The sequence below is a fragment of the Streptomyces ambofaciens ATCC 23877 genome, assembly GCF_001267885.1.
Classification (GTDB): Bacteria; Actinomycetota; Actinomycetes; order Streptomycetales; family Streptomycetaceae; genus Streptomyces; species Streptomyces ambofaciens.
This window is the reverse complement of sequence record NZ_CP012382.1, coordinates 5013667-5028591: the sequence shown is the minus strand read 5'-3', so window position 1 is coordinate 5028591 and position 14925 is coordinate 5013667. Positions and strand designations below refer to the sequence as shown.

The 14925-nt window shown below is 72.9% G+C and carries 14 protein-coding genes; 9 read left to right on the top strand and 5 right to left on the bottom strand.

Features of this window, described 5'->3' with window-relative positions; all coding sequences use genetic code 11:
- Positions 1–10: 10 nt before the first annotated feature.
- A complete protein-coding gene (locus tag SAM23877_RS22530) occupies positions 11–877 on the bottom strand; it encodes a biotin--[acetyl-CoA-carboxylase] ligase (protein ID WP_053136209.1) in 867 nt (288 codons plus the stop codon).
- Between the two features lie 110 nt (positions 878–987).
- Here SAM23877_RS22530 and SAM23877_RS22525 point away from each other — a divergent pair, with 110 nt between their 5' ends.
- From SAM23877_RS22525 to SAM23877_RS22515, 4 genes are all read left to right on the top strand, one after another.
- Positions 988–2580 (top strand): acyl-CoA carboxylase subunit beta, encoded by a 1593-nt coding sequence (locus SAM23877_RS22525; protein WP_053136205.1) that lies wholly within the window; start codon positions 988–990, stop codon positions 2578–2580.
- A gap of 9 nt (positions 2581–2589) precedes the next feature.
- Positions 2590–2799 carry an acyl-CoA carboxylase epsilon subunit gene (locus SAM23877_RS22520; RefSeq protein ID WP_053136203.1) on the top strand — a complete coding sequence of 70 codons (210 nt, stop codon included), beginning with the start codon at positions 2590–2592 and terminating at the stop codon, positions 2797–2799.
- Positions 2800–2931: 132 nt separating this feature from the next.
- On the top strand, positions 2932–3060 hold the full coding sequence (gene mmpB / locus SAM23877_RS41800; protein ID WP_079030363.1) for a morphogenic membrane protein MmpB: 129 nt from the start codon (positions 2932–2934) through the stop codon (positions 3058–3060).
- Positions 3061–3100: 40 nt separating this feature from the next.
- The gene (locus tag SAM23877_RS22515; protein ID WP_053136201.1) at positions 3101–3724 is read left to right on the top strand and encodes a nucleoside triphosphate pyrophosphatase; all 624 of its coding nucleotides are present in this window, start codon (positions 3101–3103) and stop codon (positions 3722–3724) included.
- On the opposite strand, the gene SAM23877_RS22510 is transcribed toward SAM23877_RS22515, so the two are convergent.
- The gene (locus tag SAM23877_RS22510; protein ID WP_053136198.1) at positions 3693–4178 is read right to left on the bottom strand and encodes a hypothetical protein; all 486 of its coding nucleotides are present in this window, start codon (positions 4176–4178) and stop codon (positions 3693–3695) included. The genes SAM23877_RS22515 and SAM23877_RS22510 overlap by 32 nt on opposite strands.
- 374 nt (positions 4179–4552) lie before the next feature.
- Here SAM23877_RS22510 and SAM23877_RS22505 point away from each other — a divergent pair, with 374 nt between their 5' ends.
- Complete coding sequence (locus SAM23877_RS22505) at positions 4553–6325, top strand: acetyl/propionyl/methylcrotonyl-CoA carboxylase subunit alpha (protein WP_053136195.1); 1773 nt, start codon at positions 4553–4555, stop codon at positions 6323–6325.
- Between the two features lie 97 nt (positions 6326–6422).
- Here the strand turns inward: SAM23877_RS22505 and SAM23877_RS22500 are convergent, their stop codons facing one another.
- Both SAM23877_RS22500 and SAM23877_RS22495 read right to left on the bottom strand, forming a co-directional pair.
- Positions 6423–7415 carry a DeoR/GlpR family DNA-binding transcription regulator gene (locus SAM23877_RS22500; protein WP_079030362.1) on the bottom strand — a complete coding sequence of 331 codons (993 nt, stop codon included), beginning with the start codon at positions 7413–7415 and terminating at the stop codon, positions 6423–6425.
- 215 nt (positions 7416–7630) lie between these two features.
- On the bottom strand, positions 7631–9079 hold the full coding sequence (locus SAM23877_RS22495; protein ID WP_053136188.1) for an NAD(P)H-quinone dehydrogenase: 1449 nt from the start codon (positions 9077–9079) through the stop codon (positions 7631–7633).
- Positions 9080–9162: 83 nt separating this feature from the next.
- On the opposite strand from SAM23877_RS22495, the gene SAM23877_RS22490 reads away from it, so the two are divergent.
- The 4 genes from SAM23877_RS22490 to SAM23877_RS22475 all read left to right on the top strand — a co-directional run bounded on the left by SAM23877_RS22490 (position 9163) and on the right by SAM23877_RS22475 (position 14085).
- Positions 9163–9600, top strand: a complete 438-nt coding sequence (locus tag SAM23877_RS22490; RefSeq protein ID WP_053136185.1) for a gamma-glutamylcyclotransferase family protein — start codon at positions 9163–9165, stop codon at positions 9598–9600.
- Between the two features lie 92 nt (positions 9601–9692).
- Positions 9693–10517: a purine-nucleoside phosphorylase gene (locus tag SAM23877_RS22485; RefSeq protein WP_053136182.1), complete on the top strand. Its 825-nt coding sequence runs from the start codon at positions 9693–9695 to the stop codon at positions 10515–10517.
- Positions 10518–10986: 469 nt separating this feature from the next.
- Positions 10987–12618 (top strand): phospho-sugar mutase, encoded by a 1632-nt coding sequence (locus SAM23877_RS22480; RefSeq protein ID WP_053136179.1) that lies wholly within the window; start codon positions 10987–10989, stop codon positions 12616–12618.
- 225 nt (positions 12619–12843) lie between these two features.
- Positions 12844–14085: a hypothetical protein gene (locus SAM23877_RS22475; protein ID WP_079030361.1), complete on the top strand. Its 1242-nt coding sequence runs from the start codon at positions 12844–12846 to the stop codon at positions 14083–14085.
- A 53-nt stretch (positions 14086–14138) separates the two neighbouring features.
- Here the strand turns inward: SAM23877_RS22475 and SAM23877_RS22470 are convergent, their stop codons facing one another.
- Entirely contained in the window at positions 14139–14834 is a 696-nt protein-coding gene (locus SAM23877_RS22470) for a PH domain-containing protein (protein ID WP_079030360.1), read from the bottom strand.
- Positions 14835–14925 lie beyond the last annotated feature (91 nt).

Here is a 14925-nt window from a genome sequence, read left to right as displayed (position 1 = left end):
GCGGGCGCGCTCACGCCGGTCGCAGATGCACGATGTCCCCCGCCCCCACCGGCTCCTGCACGCCGGCCTCCGTGGCCAGCACCAGCCGCCCCTCCCCGTCCACGGCCACCGCCTCCCCCACGAGCGACCGGTCTCCCGGAAGCTCCGCCCGCACCATCCGTCCCAGCGTCGCGCAGCCCGCCGCGTACGTCTCCTGGAGCCCGCTGGCCGCCGGGTCGCCCCCGGCCGCCCGCCACCGCCCGTACCAGTCCTCCAGCGACCGCAGCACGCTCCGCAGCAGCGGGTCCCGGTCGGTGCTGACGGCGCCGGCCAGCGCCAGCGACCCGGCCCTCGGGACCGGCAGCTCGTCCGCCCGGAGGGTGACGTTGATGCCGACGCCGACGACGATCCCGTCGTTCCCGGCCCGCTCGGCCAGGATGCCGCCCGCCTTGCGCTCCTCGTCGCCGACCGTGACGAGCAGGTCGTTGGGCCACTTCAGGGCCGTGTCGACGCCCGCGGCCCGGGACAGCCCGGTGGCCACCGCCACGCCGGTGAGCAGCGGCAGCCAGCCCCAGCAGGTGACCGGGACGTCGGCGGGGTTCAGCAGCACGGAGAAGAAGAGCCCGGAGCGGGCCGGTGCCGTCCACTGCCGGTCCAGGCGTCCCCGGGCGGCCGTCTGCTCCTCGGCGACCAGCACCGCGCCCTCGCCCGCCTCACCCGCGGCGGCACGGGCCACGAGGTCGGAGTTGGTGGAGCCGGTGCGCTGCACCACGTCCACCTGCCGCCACAGCCCGTCCGCCCGCACCAGCCCCCGGCGCAGGGCCGTGCTGCTGAGGGGCGGCCGGCCCAGGTCGGACCAGCGGTCGCGCGGGGAGTCGGAGGCATCTCGGGGCGTCATGCAACCCACCCTAGGTGTGGGAAACACCGCACTGCCGATCGGAAGGCCCCCTACTACTCTACGAACGAGTAACCGTCCCCCCTTTTGAGCAGGCAGGGAGCCGCATCCCGATGTCCGAGCCGGAAGAGCAGCAGCCCGACATCCACACGACCGCGGGCAAGCTCGCGGACCTGAGGCGCCGTATCGAGGAAGCGACGCACGCCGGTTCGGAACGCGCCGTCGAGAAGCAGCACGCCAAGGGCAAGCTGACGGCCCGTGAGCGCATCGACCTCCTGCTCGACGAGGATTCCTTCGTCGAGCTCGACGAGTTCGCCCGGCACCGCTCCACCAACTTCGGCCTGGACGCCAACCGCCCCTACGGCGACGGCGTCGTCACCGGCTACGGCACGGTCGACGGCCGTCCGGTCGCCGTCTTCTCGCAGGACTTCACCGTCTTCGGCGGGGCGCTGGGCGAGGTCTACGGCCAGAAGATCGTCAAGGTCATGGACTTCGCGCTGAAGACCGGCTGCCCGGTCATCGGCATCAACGACTCGGGCGGCGCCCGCATCCAGGAGGGCGTGGCCTCCCTGGGGGCGTACGGTGAGATCTTCCGCCGCAACACCCATGCCTCGGGCGTGATCCCGCAGATCAGCCTGGTCGTCGGTCCGTGCGCGGGCGGCGCGGTCTACTCCCCCGCGATCACCGACTTCACGGTGATGGTGGACCAGACCAGCCACATGTTCATCACCGGTCCCGACGTGATCAAGACCGTCACCGGCGAGGACGTCGGCTTCGAGGAGCTGGGCGGCGCCCGCACCCATAACTCCACCTCCGGCGTGGCGCACCACATGGCGGGCGACGAGAAGGACGCCGTCGAGTACGTCAAGCAGCTGCTGTCGTACCTGCCGTCCAACAACCTCTCCGAGCCCCCCGTCTTCCCCGAGGAGGCCGACCTCGCCCTCACCGACGAGGACGCGGAGCTGGACGCGATCGTCCCGGACTCGGCGAACCAGCCCTACGACATGCACACCGTCATCGAGCACGTCCTCGACGACGCGGAGTTCTTCGAGACGCAGCCGCTGTTCGCGCCGAACATCCTCACCGGCTTCGGCCGCGTCGAGGGCCGCCCGGTCGGCATCGTGGCCAACCAGCCGATGCAGTTCGCCGGCTGCCTGGACATCACGGCCTCCGAGAAGGCGGCCCGCTTCGTGCGCACCTGCGACGCCTTCAACGTCCCCGTGATCACCTTCGTGGACGTCCCCGGCTTCCTGCCCGGCGTCGACCAGGAGCACGACGGCATCATCCGCCGCGGCGCCAAGCTGATCTTCGCCTACGCCGAGGCCACCGTCCCGCTGATCACGGTCATCACCCGCAAGGCCTTCGGCGGCGCCTACGACGTCATGGGCTCCAAGCACCTGGGCGCCGACCTCAACCTGGCCTGGCCCACCGCCCAGATCGCCGTCATGGGCGCCCAGGGCGCGGTCAACATCCTGCACCGGCGCACCATCGCCGATGCCGGTGACGACGCCGAGGCCACCCGCGCCCGCCTGATCCAGGAGTACGAGGACACCCTCCTCAACCCCTACACGGCGGCCGAGCGCGGCTACGTCGACGCCGTGATCATGCCCTCCGACACCCGCCGCCACATCGTCCGCGGCCTGCGTCAGCTGCGTACCAAGCGGGAATCCCTCCCCCCGAAGAAGCACGGCAACATCCCCCTGTAAGGAGCCGCTGTGACCATCAAGGTCGTACGGGGCAACCCGACCCCCGAGGAGCTGGCCGCCGCCCTGGCGGTGGTCAGGGCCCGCGCCGTGGCGGCGGAGGAGGAGCCGTCCGGCGCCCGGGGACCGCGCGACGCGTGGTCCGACCCGTCGCGCATCGCGTCGACCCACCTGCCGCAGCCGGGCCCCGCGGCATGGGGCCGCACCTACTGGCCGGGCTAGCCCACCCGGGGGCGCGGGGCCCTGCCGCTGTGCGGCTCCGCGGCGTGAGCGCACGCGGGAGGAGACTCCGCGCCCCTGGAATGAGTACCCGTACTCACGCGCCGGCCCTCCGCCAAGCCCCACGCTGGTGGAATGCTGTGGTCCGATCCCGAGAACGAGCCGCCCGAGGAACTGCGCGACATGCAGGACAGGCTGCGGCGGCTGAGCGTCTTCCTGGCGCTGGCGATGGTTCTCGCGATGATCGTCATCGGCCTCGGGTAGCGCGAGCGGTCCGCCCGGCGCCGCCGATACGCTTGATCCCATGACAGTTCAGCAGCCGCGCCGCCGCCTCGTCCTCGCCTCCCAGTCCCCGGCCCGGCTCGGCCTGCTGCGCCAGGCCGGGCTCGTCCCGGAGGTGCTGGTGAGCGGCGTCGACGAGGACGCGGTCACCGCGCCGACCCCCGCCGAGCTGGCCCTCGCCCTCGCCGAGGCCAAGGCCTCCGTCGTGGCCGCGAAGCCCGAGGTGCGCGGCGCCCTGGTGATCGGCTGCGACTCGGTGCTCGACCTGGACGGACAGGCCCTCGGCAAGCCGGCGGACGCCGAGGAGGCCACCGCCCGCTGGAAGGCGATGCGCGGCCGGGCGGGCACCCTGCAGACCGGCCACTGCGTCTGGGACACCGCCTCCGGCCGCCACGTCTCGGCGACCGCCTCCACCGTCGTCCGCTTCGGCGAGCCGACCGACGCGGAGATCGCCGCCTACGTGGCCTCCGGAGAGCCCCTGTACGTCGCCGGGGCCTTCACCCTGGACGGACGCTCGGCCCCGTTCATCGACGGCATCGAGGGCGACCACGGGAACGTGATCGGCCTCAGCCTGCCCCTGCTCCGCCGTCTCCTCGCCGACCTCGGGGTGGGCATCACGGAGTTGTGGGCGCCGGCGGAGGGCTGACCGGGGAGCCGTCGTCGCCCTTGCCCTCGCCGGCCGCGGGCACGCCGGCCACGGGCCGCGCCTGGGCGTCGTACGTCATCAGCAGCAGCACGACGAGGGCGAGCACGACGATCATGAACAGGAAGGCGTGCCAGCCCACCAGTCCCCAGCCGAAGGCGCCGAGCAGCCCGTGCACCACAGCCGCGCTGACCAGCAGGACCCGGCCGAGGCCGGCGGGCGGGCGGTCGCGCACCGCCACGAGCAGGGCGACCAGCCCGCACAGCGCGAAGTAGAGCCCGAAGACGACCCCGCCGATCTTCGAGGACACGGACATCATGTCCGGGTCGAGACCGGCCAGGGACATGTCCTGGCGGTCGACGACGATCCCGAGGAACCAGTTCAGCGCCGCGACGCCGACCGCCTCCGCGAAGAGCACGACCGCCACGGTCCACGCCACCGGCCTGCGCACTGACACCGGTCCCCACCCACTTTCGACCGCTGCCGCACAGGACAGCTGTTACCCCAAGTACGTTCGAGACATCCGGCACGTTACTAACGAGTAAACCTCGCGACAAGGGGTCTGCCGCGGGCAAAGAATCATTGGGCCATTCGTAGGGACTCCACAAAGAAACGGAGTGGCCCGCAGCACCCTCTTACAGAGACCTTGCCCACACCGGAGGGCTAGGGTTTGCCCGAGGAGCACCGTGTTTCTCGGCACTGCAAGGGATTTCGCGGGTCGAGTGAGCCTCGAATCACGCTCCGTGTGGGCAAGGTCACCATTGGGGACGGGTCGAAGTGCCGTGTCGGCAGTCCCTAAACTCGGCTTGTTTCAAGGAGGGAGCCTCAATCGTGCGCAAGGTGCTCATCGCCAACCGTGGCGAAATCGCTGTCCGCGTGGCCCGGGCCTGCCGGGACGCCGGGATCGCGAGCGTGGCCGTCTACGCGGACCCGGACCGGGACGCTCTGCATGTCCGCGCCGCTGATGAGGCGTTCGCCCTGGGTGGTGACACCCCCGCCGCCAGCTATCTGGACATCACCAAGGTCCTCAAAGCCGCGAGCGAGTCCGGCGCGGACGCCATCCACCCCGGGTACGGATTCCTCTCCGAGAACGCCGAGTTCGCACAGGCGGTCCTGGACGCGGGTCTGACCTGGATCGGCCCGCCCCCGCAGGCCATCCGTGACCTGGGCGACAAGGTCGCCGCCCGCCACATCGCCCAACGCGCCGGCGCCCCCCTGGTCGCCGGCACCCCCGACCCCGTCTCGGGCGCCGAGGAGGTCGTCGCCTTCGCCAAGGAACACGGCCTGCCCATCGCCATCAAGGCCGCCTTCGGCGGCGGCGGACGCGGCCTGAAGGTCGCCCGCACCCTCGAAGAGGTCCCCGAGCTGTACGACTCCGCCGTCCGCGAGGCGGTGGCCGCCTTCGGCCGCGGCGAGTGCTTCGTCGAGCGCTACCTCGACAAGCCCCGCCACGTGGAGACCCAGTGCCTGGCCGACACCCACGGCAACGTGGTCGTCGTCTCCACCCGCGACTGCTCCCTGCAGCGCCGCCACCAGAAACTGGTCGAGGAAGCCCCCGCGCCCTTCCTCTCCGACGCCCAGATGGAGGAGCTGTACTCGTCCTCCAAGGCGATCCTCAAGGAAGCCGGCTACGTCGGCGCCGGCACCGTGGAGTTCCTCGTCGGCCTCGACGGCACCATCTCCTTCCTGGAGGTCAACACCCGCCTCCAGGTCGAACACCCGGTCACCGAAGAGGTCGCCGGCATCGACCTGGTCCGCGAGATGTTCCGCATCGCCGACGGCGAGGAACTCGGCTACGACGACCCTGACCTGCGCGGCCACTCCTTCGAGTTCCGCATCAACGGCGAGGACCCCGGCCGGGGCTTCCTGCCCGCCCCCGGCACCGTCACCACCTTCGCCCCGCCCACCGGCCCCGGCGTCCGCCTCGACGCCGGCGTCGAATCCGGCAGCGTCATCGGCCCCGCCTGGGACTCCCTCCTCGCGAAGCTCATCGTCACCGGCCGCACCCGCAAGGAAGCCCTCCAGCGCGCCGCCCGCGCCCTGGAGGAGTTCCAGGTCGAGGGCATGGCCACCGCCATCCCCTTCCACCGCGCGGTCGTCCGCGACCCCGCCTTCGCCCCCGAGCTGACCGGCTCCAGCGACCCGTTCACGGTCCACACCCGCTGGATCGAGACCGAGTTCGTCAACGAGATCAAGCCCTTCACCGCCCCCGCGGACGCCGAGGCGGACGAGGACGCGGGCCGGGAGACGGTCGTCGTGGAGGTCGGCGGCAAGCGCCTGGAGGTCTCCCTCCCGTCGTCGCTGGGCATGTCCCTGGCCCGTACCGGCCTCGCGGCCGGCGCCAAGCCCAAGCGCCGCGCGGCCAAGAAGTCCGGCCCCGCCGCCTCCGGCGACACCCTCGCCTCGCCCATGCAGGGCACCATCGTCAAGATCGCGGTGGAAGAGGGCCAGGAGGTCCAGGAAGGCGACCTGATCGTCGTCCTGGAGGCCATGAAGATGGAACAGCCCCTCAACGCCCACAAGTCCGGCACCATCAAGGGCCTGGGCGCCGAGGTCGGCGCGTCCGTCACCTCCGGCGCCGCGATCTGCGAGATCAAGGACTGAGGACCCGTACGACACGACCGGGGCGCCCGGCGAACCGATCATCCGGTCCGCCGGGCGCCCCGCTGTCGGTGCCGGGGCGCGACGGACCGTGAAGAGCTCAGCGCCGGCGCAGATCCGCGACCCGCGCCCGTTCCGCTCCGGGGTTCTGCTCCCCCAGGGCGGTGGCCGACCGCAGCCCCGCCGCGGCGCCCGGGACCTGTCGGCGTGGCCCCGGAACCGGCACGTCCCGGCGCTGCTGACGCGCCGGGCCGGAGTCACCGCCCGCCACCTGGGCCCCCGGCGCTCCCGGGTTCCCCGTGGCACCCCCTGACGACCCCGCCACCGCGATCTGCACGCCCTGGTCGGCCAGCGCCTGGAGCTCCGTGCCGGCCCGGTCGTCGTGGGCGGGCGGCTCGTCCGTGACCAGGCGGGTGATGACGTCCGTGGGCACGGTCTGGAACATGGTGTCGGTGCCCAGTTTGGAGTGGTCCGCGAGGACGACGACCTCGGCGGCCGCCTGCACCAGCGCGCGGTCGACCGACGCCGACAGCATGTTGGACGTGGACAGGCCCCGCTCCGCCGTCAGCCCGCTCCCGGACAGGAAGGCCTTGGAGACCCGCAGCCCCTGGAGGGACTGTTCGGCTCCCGACCCGACGAGCGCGTAGTTGGACCCGCGGAGGGTGCCACCGGTCATCACGACCTCGACCCGGTTGGCGTGGGCGAGGGCCTGGGCCACCAGCAGCGAGTTGGTGACGACGGTCAGCCCGGGCACCCGCGCGAGCCGGCGCGCCAGCTCCTGCGTCGTGGTCCCGGCCCCGACCACGATGGCCTCGCCCTCTTCGACGAAGCCCGCGGCGAGGTCGGCGATGGCCGTCTTCTCGGCGGTCGCGAGATGGGACTTCTGCGGGAAGCCGGATTCTCGCGTGAATCCGCCCGGCAGTACCGCACCGCCGTGCCGACGGTCGAGGAGTCCTTCTGCCTCCAGTGCGCGCACGTCCCGCCGTACGGTCACTTCGGAGGTCTGGACGACGCGGGCGAGCTCACGGAGCGACACGGCTCCGTTCGCTCGCACCATTTCGAGGATCAATTGGCGACGTTCTGCAGCGAACACGAAACTGACAGTAACCCCAACGACCGTCTGCTTTCAGCAGTATGCGCCGAATAACAGAAGTTGTTCGCATGGGGGACCACGAGGTGGTATACGCGCCTACTCCGGCCGACTATGCCGCCCGCACACTCCGCGACGCACCGTGACCACGGCGGGTCGACTTCCGGCCGCCGACCTCAACCCGCCTGCCGCACGCGCCACTTGGCCCACCGGACACGCTACGCGTCCCCGGCGGCCTTGCGGGTGTGCAGCTGCCGAGCCACCTCGGCGATGGACCCCGAGAGGGAGGGGTACACGGTGAAGGCGTTCGCGATCTGCTCGACCGTCAGGTTGTTGTCGACCGCGATCGAGATCGGGTGGATGAGCTCCGAGGCCCGCGGCGCCACCACGACACCGCCCACCACGATCTCGGTGCCGGGCCGGCAGAAGATCTTGACGAAGCCGTCCCGGATGCCCTGCATCTTGGCGCGCGGGTTGCGCAGCAGCGGCAGCTTCACCACCCGGGCGTCGATCTTGCCGGCGTCGACGTCGGCCTGCGAGTAGCCGACCGTGGCGATCTCGGGGTCGGTGAAGACGTTGGACGAGACAGTTTTCAGGTCCAGCGGGGTCACGGCGTCGCCCAGGAAGTGGTACATGGCGATGCGCCCCTGCATGGCGGCCACCGAGGCGAGGGCGAAGACACCCGTCACGTCACCGGCGGCGTACACGCCGGGGGCCGAGGTGCGCGAGACCCGGTCGGTGCGGATGTGCCCGGAGTCCTTGAGGTGGACCCCGGCCTCCTCCAGCCCCATCCCCTCGGTGTTGGGGATGGCGCCGACGGCCATCAGACAGTGCGACCCGGTGATGACCCGCCCGTCGGAGAGGGTCACCTCCACCCGGTCCCCGACCCGCTTGGCGGACTGGGCCCGCGACCGCGCCATGACGTTCATGCCGCGCCGCCGGAACACGTCCTCCAGGACGGCGGCGGCGTCGGGGTCCTCACCGGGCAGCACCCGGTCCCGGGACGACACGAGCGTCACCTTGGAGCCGAGGGCCTGGTAGGCGCCGGCGAACTCGGCACCGGTCACACCGGATCCGACGACGATGAGTTCCTCGGGCAGCTCGTCGAGGTCGTAGACCTGGGTCCAGTTCAGGATCCGCTCGCCGTCGGGCCGGGCGTCCGGCAGCTCCCGCGGGTGCCCGCCGGTGGCGATCAGCACCGCGTCCGCGGTCAGCGTCTCCTCGCTCCCGTCGGCGGCGCGCACCACGACCTTGCGCGAGCCGTCCAGGGCCTGCATGCCCTCCAGCCGCCCGCGCCCGCGCACCACCCGCGCACCCGCCCGGGTCACGGAGGCGGTGATGTCGTGCGACTGCGCGAGGGCCAGCCGCTTCACCCGCCGGTTGACCTTGCCCAGGTCCACCCCGACCACCCGCGCGGCCTGCTCCATGGGCGGGGTGTCGTCGGCGACGATGATCCCCAGTTCCTCGTACGACGAGTCGAAGGTGGTCATCACCTCGGCCGTGGCGATCAGAGTCTTGGACGGCACGCAGTCGGTCAGCACCGACGCCCCGCCCAGACCGTCGCAGTCGACGACGGTCACCTCCGCGCCGAGCTGGGCGGCCACCAGCGCCGCTTCGTATCCGCCGGGTCCGCCACCAATGATCACGATCCGAGTCACGTACTCCATTGTCCCGCACCCTTCAACGGGCGGCCGCCCGGGGGCACACCTGTTACACGAGTGACGCCGCACCGCTGCCGTACGCTCTGTGCATGTCGCTCTACGCCGCTTACGCCGGCAACCTCGACGCGCGGTTGATGACCCGCCGCGCCCCGCACTCGCCGCTGCGCGCCACCGGCTGGCTGAACGGGTGGCGGCTGACCTTCGGGGGCGAGCACATGGGCTGGGAGGGCGCGCTGGCGACGCTCGTCGAGGACCCGATCTCGCAGGTCTTCGTGTCCCTCTACGACATCGCCCCGATGGACGAGGACTCGCTCGACCGCTGGGAGGGCGTGGGCATGGACATATACCGCCGCACCCGCGTCCGCATCCAGACCCTGGAGGGCGAGCAGGGCGCGTGGACGTACGTGCTGAACGCCTACGAGGGCGGCCTGCCCTCCGCCCGCTACCTGGGCGAGGTGGCGGACGCGGCCGAGTCCGCCGGCGCACCCCACGACTACGTCATGGAACTCCGCAAACGCCCCTGCTGAGCCGCCTTCGTCGAAAACAACAAAACAACAATCACGATCCCGTGAGCTCTGTCATCTACGCGCGTAGGCGTAAACCGGCTACCCTCTTCGGCGTGAACGCATCTCTTCTTCCGGACGACATCCAGGGCGACCCGTACGCCGCCGCCGACGCCGCCGCGGCCCGCCTGCGCGAACTCACCGGCGCCGAGACCCACGACGTCGCCCTCGTGATGGGCTCCGGCTGGGCACCGGCCGTGGACGCCCTGGGCGCCCCCGAGACCGATCTCCAGGTCACCGACCTGCCGGGCTTCCCCAAGCCCGCAGTGGAGGGCCACGGCGGCAAGGTCCGCTCGTACTCCATCGGCGACAAGCGTGCGCTGGTCTTCCTGGGCCGCACCCACTACTACGAGGGCCACGGCGTGGCCGCCGTCTCCCACGGCGTCCGCACGGCGGTGGCCGCCGGCGCCAAGACGATCATCCTGACCAACGGCTGCGGCGGCCTGCGCGAGGGCATGCGCCCCGGCCAGCCGGTCCTGATCAGCGACCACATCAACCTCACCGCCACCTCCCCCATCGTCGGCGCCAACTTCGTCGACCTCACCGACCTCTACTCCCCGCGCCTGCGCGCCCTGTGCAAGGAGGTCGACCCCACGCTGGAGGAGGGCGTCTACGCCCAGTTCCCCGGCCCGCACTACGAGACGCCCGCCGAGATCCGCATGGCCCGCGTGATCGGCGCCGACCTGGTCGGCATGTCGACGGTCCTGGAGGCGATCGCGGCCCGCGAGGCCGGCGCGGAGGTCCTGGGCATCTCCCTGGTGACCAACCTCGCGGCCGGCATGACGGGAGAGCCCCTCAACCACGAGGAGGTCCTCCAGGCCGGCCGCGACTCCGCCGCCCGGATGGGCTCCCTCCTGACCCAGGTCCTCGGCCGCCTCTGACCCGGGCCACCCGGCCCGCGCCCGGCGCGGGCCGGCCAGCACGCAGAGGACGGAGGGGCCGCCCCCGCACACGGCGTGCCGGGGACTCCGCCGACCCGCACCCGCACACGGCGGGAAGGCACGACCGGGACACGGACCCGCACCCGCGTACGGCGAGAAGGCACGACCGGGAAACGGAGCCGCAACCGCGTACGGCGAGAAGGGGCCGGGTCGGGGGGTGTCCGCCCGCAGCGGTTGGCGCGTCAACGGACGGAACCCTGTTCCCCGACCGATTCCGCGCCGTTCCGAGGACGGACACCCCCCGGCACGGCCCCGACCCACAGACCACCGCCCGCGCAACGCGCACCCCCACCGAACCCGCACAGGCGCCGCAGGCAAGACACCCGCACCACCCCCGAACCCGCACAGGCCGCCGCAGGCACCCCGCAAAGGCGCCGCAGGCCCCCGCAGACACGAGAGGCTGACCGACGTGCACGACGACCTCCTCGCACGCGCCAAGGCATGGCTGGCCGAGGACCCCGACGCGGACACCCGCGCGGAACTCGCCGCGCTCATCGACGCCGAGGACCACGCCGAACTCACCGCGCGCTTCTCCGGCACCCTCCAGTTCGGCACCGCGGGCCTCCGCGGCGAACTCGGCGCCGGCCCCCTGCGCATGAACCGCTCGGTCGTCATCCGCGCCGCCGCCGGCCTCGCCGCGTACCTGAAGGCCCAGGGCCACCCCGACGGTCTCGTCGTCATCGGCTACGACGCCCGCCACAAGTCCGAGGACTTCGCCCGCGACACCGCCGCGGTGATGACCGGCGCCGGCCTCCGCGCGGCCGTCCTCCCCCGCCCCCTGCCCACCCCCGTCCTCGCCTTCGCCATCCGGCACCTCGGCGCCGTGGCGGGCGTGGAGGTCACCGCCAGCCACAACCCGCCCCGCGACAACGGCTACAAGGTGTACCTGGGCGACGGTTCCCAGATCGTGCCCCCCGCCGACGCCGGGATCGCCGCGGAGATCGCCGCCGTCCGCTCACTGGACGACGTGCCCCGCCCCACCACCGGCTGGCAGACCCTGGACGACTCCGTCCTGGACGCCTACCTCGCCCGCACGGACGCCGTCCTCTCCGCGGACTCCCCCCGTACCGCCCGCACCGTGTACACCGCGATGCACGGCGTCGGCAGGGACACCCTCCTGGCCGCCTTCGCACGGGCCGGCTTCCCGGAGCCCGTCCTGGTCACGGAGCAGGCGGAGCCCGACCCGGACTTCCCCACCGTCGCCTTCCCCAACCCGGAAGAGCCCGGCGCCATGGACCTGGCCTTCGCGAAGGCCCGCGGGACCGAGCCCGACCTGGTCATCGCCAACGACCCGGACGCCGACCGCTGCGCGGTGGCCGTCCCCGCCGGCGGCGACTGGCGCATGCTCCGCGGCGACGAGGTCGGCGCGCTCCTCGCCGCGCACCTGGTCACCCGCGGAGCGCGGGGCACGTTCGCCGAGTCGATCGTCTCCTCCTCCCTCCTCGGCCGCATCGCCGGGAAGGCGGGGCTCCCGTACGAGGAGACCCTCACCGGCTTCAAGTGGATCGCCCGCGTCGAGGGCCTGCGCTACGGCTACGAGGAGGCCCTCGGCTACTGCGTCGACCCGGAGGGCGTCCGCGACAAGGACGGCATCACCGCGGCCCTCCTGATCACGGAGCTGGCCTCGGCCCTCAAGGAGGAGGGCCGCACGCTCCTGGACCTCCTCGACGACCTGGCCGTCGAGCACGGTCTGCACGCCACCGACCAGCTCTCGGTCCGCGTGGAGGACCTCTCCGTCATCGCGGCCGCGATGCACCGCCTGCGCGAGCAGCCCCCGACCCGTCTCGCGGGCCTGCCCGTCACCGACGCGGAGGACCTCACCCGCGGCACGGACACGCTTCCGCCCACGGACGGCCTGCGTTACACCCTGGACGGCGCCCGGGTGATCGTCCGCCCGAGCGGTACGGAGCCCAAGCTGAAGTGCTACCTGGAGGTCGTCGTCCCGGTCGCGGGGCCCTCCGGCCTCCCCGAGGCGCGGGCGAAGGCGGACGAACTGCTGACCGCCCTCAAGCGGGACCTCTCGGCCGCGGCGGGCATCTGATGCGGGTCGCCATCGGAAGGCGGACCCGGCCGTCACCGGACCGCCCCGGGGCGGACACCCCCGGGAGGCGTCCGCCCCGGGACCGAGGAGGGGGTGCCCCCGCCCGGGGGCACCCCATCGGGTGATTTCCCGCATCCTGTCGACCCACCCTCCCGATACCCGGCCTCCCTCCGGGCAACGGTGGACCGGAAACGCACCACCGCGAGCCACCAGGGAGCCGCCGCCGTGTCCTCGACCGCGCCCAAGACCACCTCCAGCGGACACATCCCCGGCACCCGGCGCCCCCGGCCGGCCACCACCACCGCGCCGTCCCCGCCGGGCGACGCCCGCGACCGCGCCCGCGCCCACGCCCGGCGCCTCCTGCGCGCCGCACACCACGCCGCCCCCGCCCTCGGCGCCTACCTGGCCGTGCGCCTCACGGGCCTGCTGGTGCTCGCCGTCTGGGCGCCCCGCCGCCACCAGGATCTCTGGGTGAACCTGGCCGCCCAGTGGGACTCCGACTGGTACCTCGGCATCGCCGAGCACGGCTACGCGCGCGAGCTCGGCACCACTCCCAACGCCAACAACCTGGCGTTCTTCCCGCTCTACCCGGTCCTGGTCAAGGCTGTCGCGGTCCTCACCCCCGGCAGCCGCGCCTCCACGGGCCTCGGCCTCGCGGTCGCCGCCTCGCTCGTCGCCGCGTGGGGTGTCTTCGCGGTGGGCGACCGGCTGCACGGCCGCCGCGTCGGCGTGCTGCTCACCACGTTGTGGGCGGCTTTCCCGGTGGGCGCGGTGCAGTGGATGGGGTACACGGAGTCCCTGTTCACGGCCTGCGCGGCCTGGTCGCTGTACGCGGTGCTGACGGGACGCTGGCTGTGGGCGGCCGGCTGCGCCTCCTTGGCGGGGCTGACCCGTCCGACCGGCATCGCGGTGGCGGCGGCGGTCACGGTGACGGCGCTGCTGCACCTCGCCCGTCACCGCGCGCTCCTCCCCCGCGTCCTGGCGGCGGCGGCCCTGGCGCCGCTCGGCTGGTGCGCGTACCTCGCCTGGGTGGGCCTGCGCCTGGACCGCTGGGACGGCTACTTCGCCGTACAGCGGCTCTGGTACAACGAGCTGGACGGCGGTCTGCGGACGCTGCACCAGATCCGGTGGCTGCTGTGGCGCGACCCGACCCCGCATCTGTTCCTGGTGATGGTGACGCTCACGCTGCTCGGTTCGGTGGTGCTGTTCGGCCTGTCCGCGTGGGACCGCCAGCCCGCCGCGCTGCTGGTCTTCACGGGGGTCATGCTGGCGATCGTCCTGGGCAGCGGAGGCGTGTACTTCCCGCGGGCGCGCTTCCTGCTCCCGGCCTTCCCGCTGCTGCTGCCGCTGGCCGTGCACCTGTCCCGCGCCTCACGGCGCCACCGCGCGCTGGCCCTGTCGACGGCGGTGCTGGGCTCGGCGTACTGCGGCGGGTACATGCTGGTGGCCTGGTCAGCGGCCCCGTGACGCCTCATGACGCCCGCGTCCGCACCGTCGGAGCCAACCCGGCCCGCGTCCGGTCAGCCCGTCCCCAGCAGCACCGCGAGCAGCACCGCCCCCGCGGCCACCGGCGCGAGGACCTCGTAGGCCCACCGCACCGTCACCTCGCCCTGCGAGGTGTTGGCCGGCTTCCGCGCCTCCGCCAGCTCCTTCAGTTCGTCCATGACCTTGTCGGTCTCCGCCCGCACCGGCCCGTCCACCACGGCCCCGGCACCGGCGACGTCGGTCCGCGCCCCGCCCCCGCCGAGGCCCCCGAGCAGGCCACCGCGCCCGCGGCCGCCCCCGGAGGCCCGCCGCGCCTCCTGCCGTGCGGCCTTCTTGCGGCCGCGCAGGGAGACGGGGATGGACCACAGCTGGTACTTGTCGCCGGCCTCGGTGAAGACCTCGTTGGAGTACCCCGACCGGAAGGACGCGACCTGCCCCCAGGGCAGCACGATCACGCGGAACGGGTTGCGCACGCGCAGCCGGTCGTCGTTGGCGAAGACCGCGGGCCGCACGGTGTAGGCGGCGATGAGCGGCACGAGGAAGAGCAGCGCCGCGAGCGCCGTCCAGGGGGTGCGCCCCTCGCCCGCGACCACGGCGTCGATACCGAGCCACAGGGCGAGGGCGAGCAGCAGGACGCCGCCGGCGAGGCCCGCGGGCGAGCGGTAGATCCGGTCCTTGGACACGGGTACCGGCGGCTGCGGCGGTGGTGACTGGGGCTCCGGGGTCGTCATGGTGCCGATTGTGCCCGACGGCCCGGGCGGCGCTCATGGGCGGTGCCGCCGCGTGGAACGGGCGCACGGGACTGTACAGCCGCTACGCGCG

Bases quoted from the DNA above. Each gene is read 5' to 3' on its own strand.
- SAM23877_RS22525 (WP_053136205.1), top strand. From the start codon at position 988: ATGTCCGAGCCGGAAGAGCAGCAGCCCGACATCCACACGACCGCGGGC.
- SAM23877_RS22470 (WP_079030360.1), bottom strand. From the start codon at position 14,834: ATGACGACCCCGGAGCCCCAGTCACCACCGCCGCAGCCGCCGGTACCC.
- mmpB (WP_079030363.1), top strand. From the start codon at position 2,932: ATGCTGTGGTCCGATCCCGAGAACGAGCCGCCCGAGGAACTGCGCGAC.
- SAM23877_RS22495 (WP_053136188.1), bottom strand. From the start codon at position 9,079: ATGGAGTACGTGACTCGGATCGTGATCATTGGTGGCGGACCCGGCGGA.
- SAM23877_RS22530 (WP_053136209.1), bottom strand. From the start codon at position 877: ATGACGCCCCGAGATGCCTCCGACTCCCCGCGCGACCGCTGGTCCGAC.
- SAM23877_RS22515 (WP_053136201.1), top strand. From the start codon at position 3,101: ATGACAGTTCAGCAGCCGCGCCGCCGCCTCGTCCTCGCCTCCCAGTCC.
- SAM23877_RS22490 (WP_053136185.1), top strand. From the start codon at position 9,163: ATGTCGCTCTACGCCGCTTACGCCGGCAACCTCGACGCGCGGTTGATG.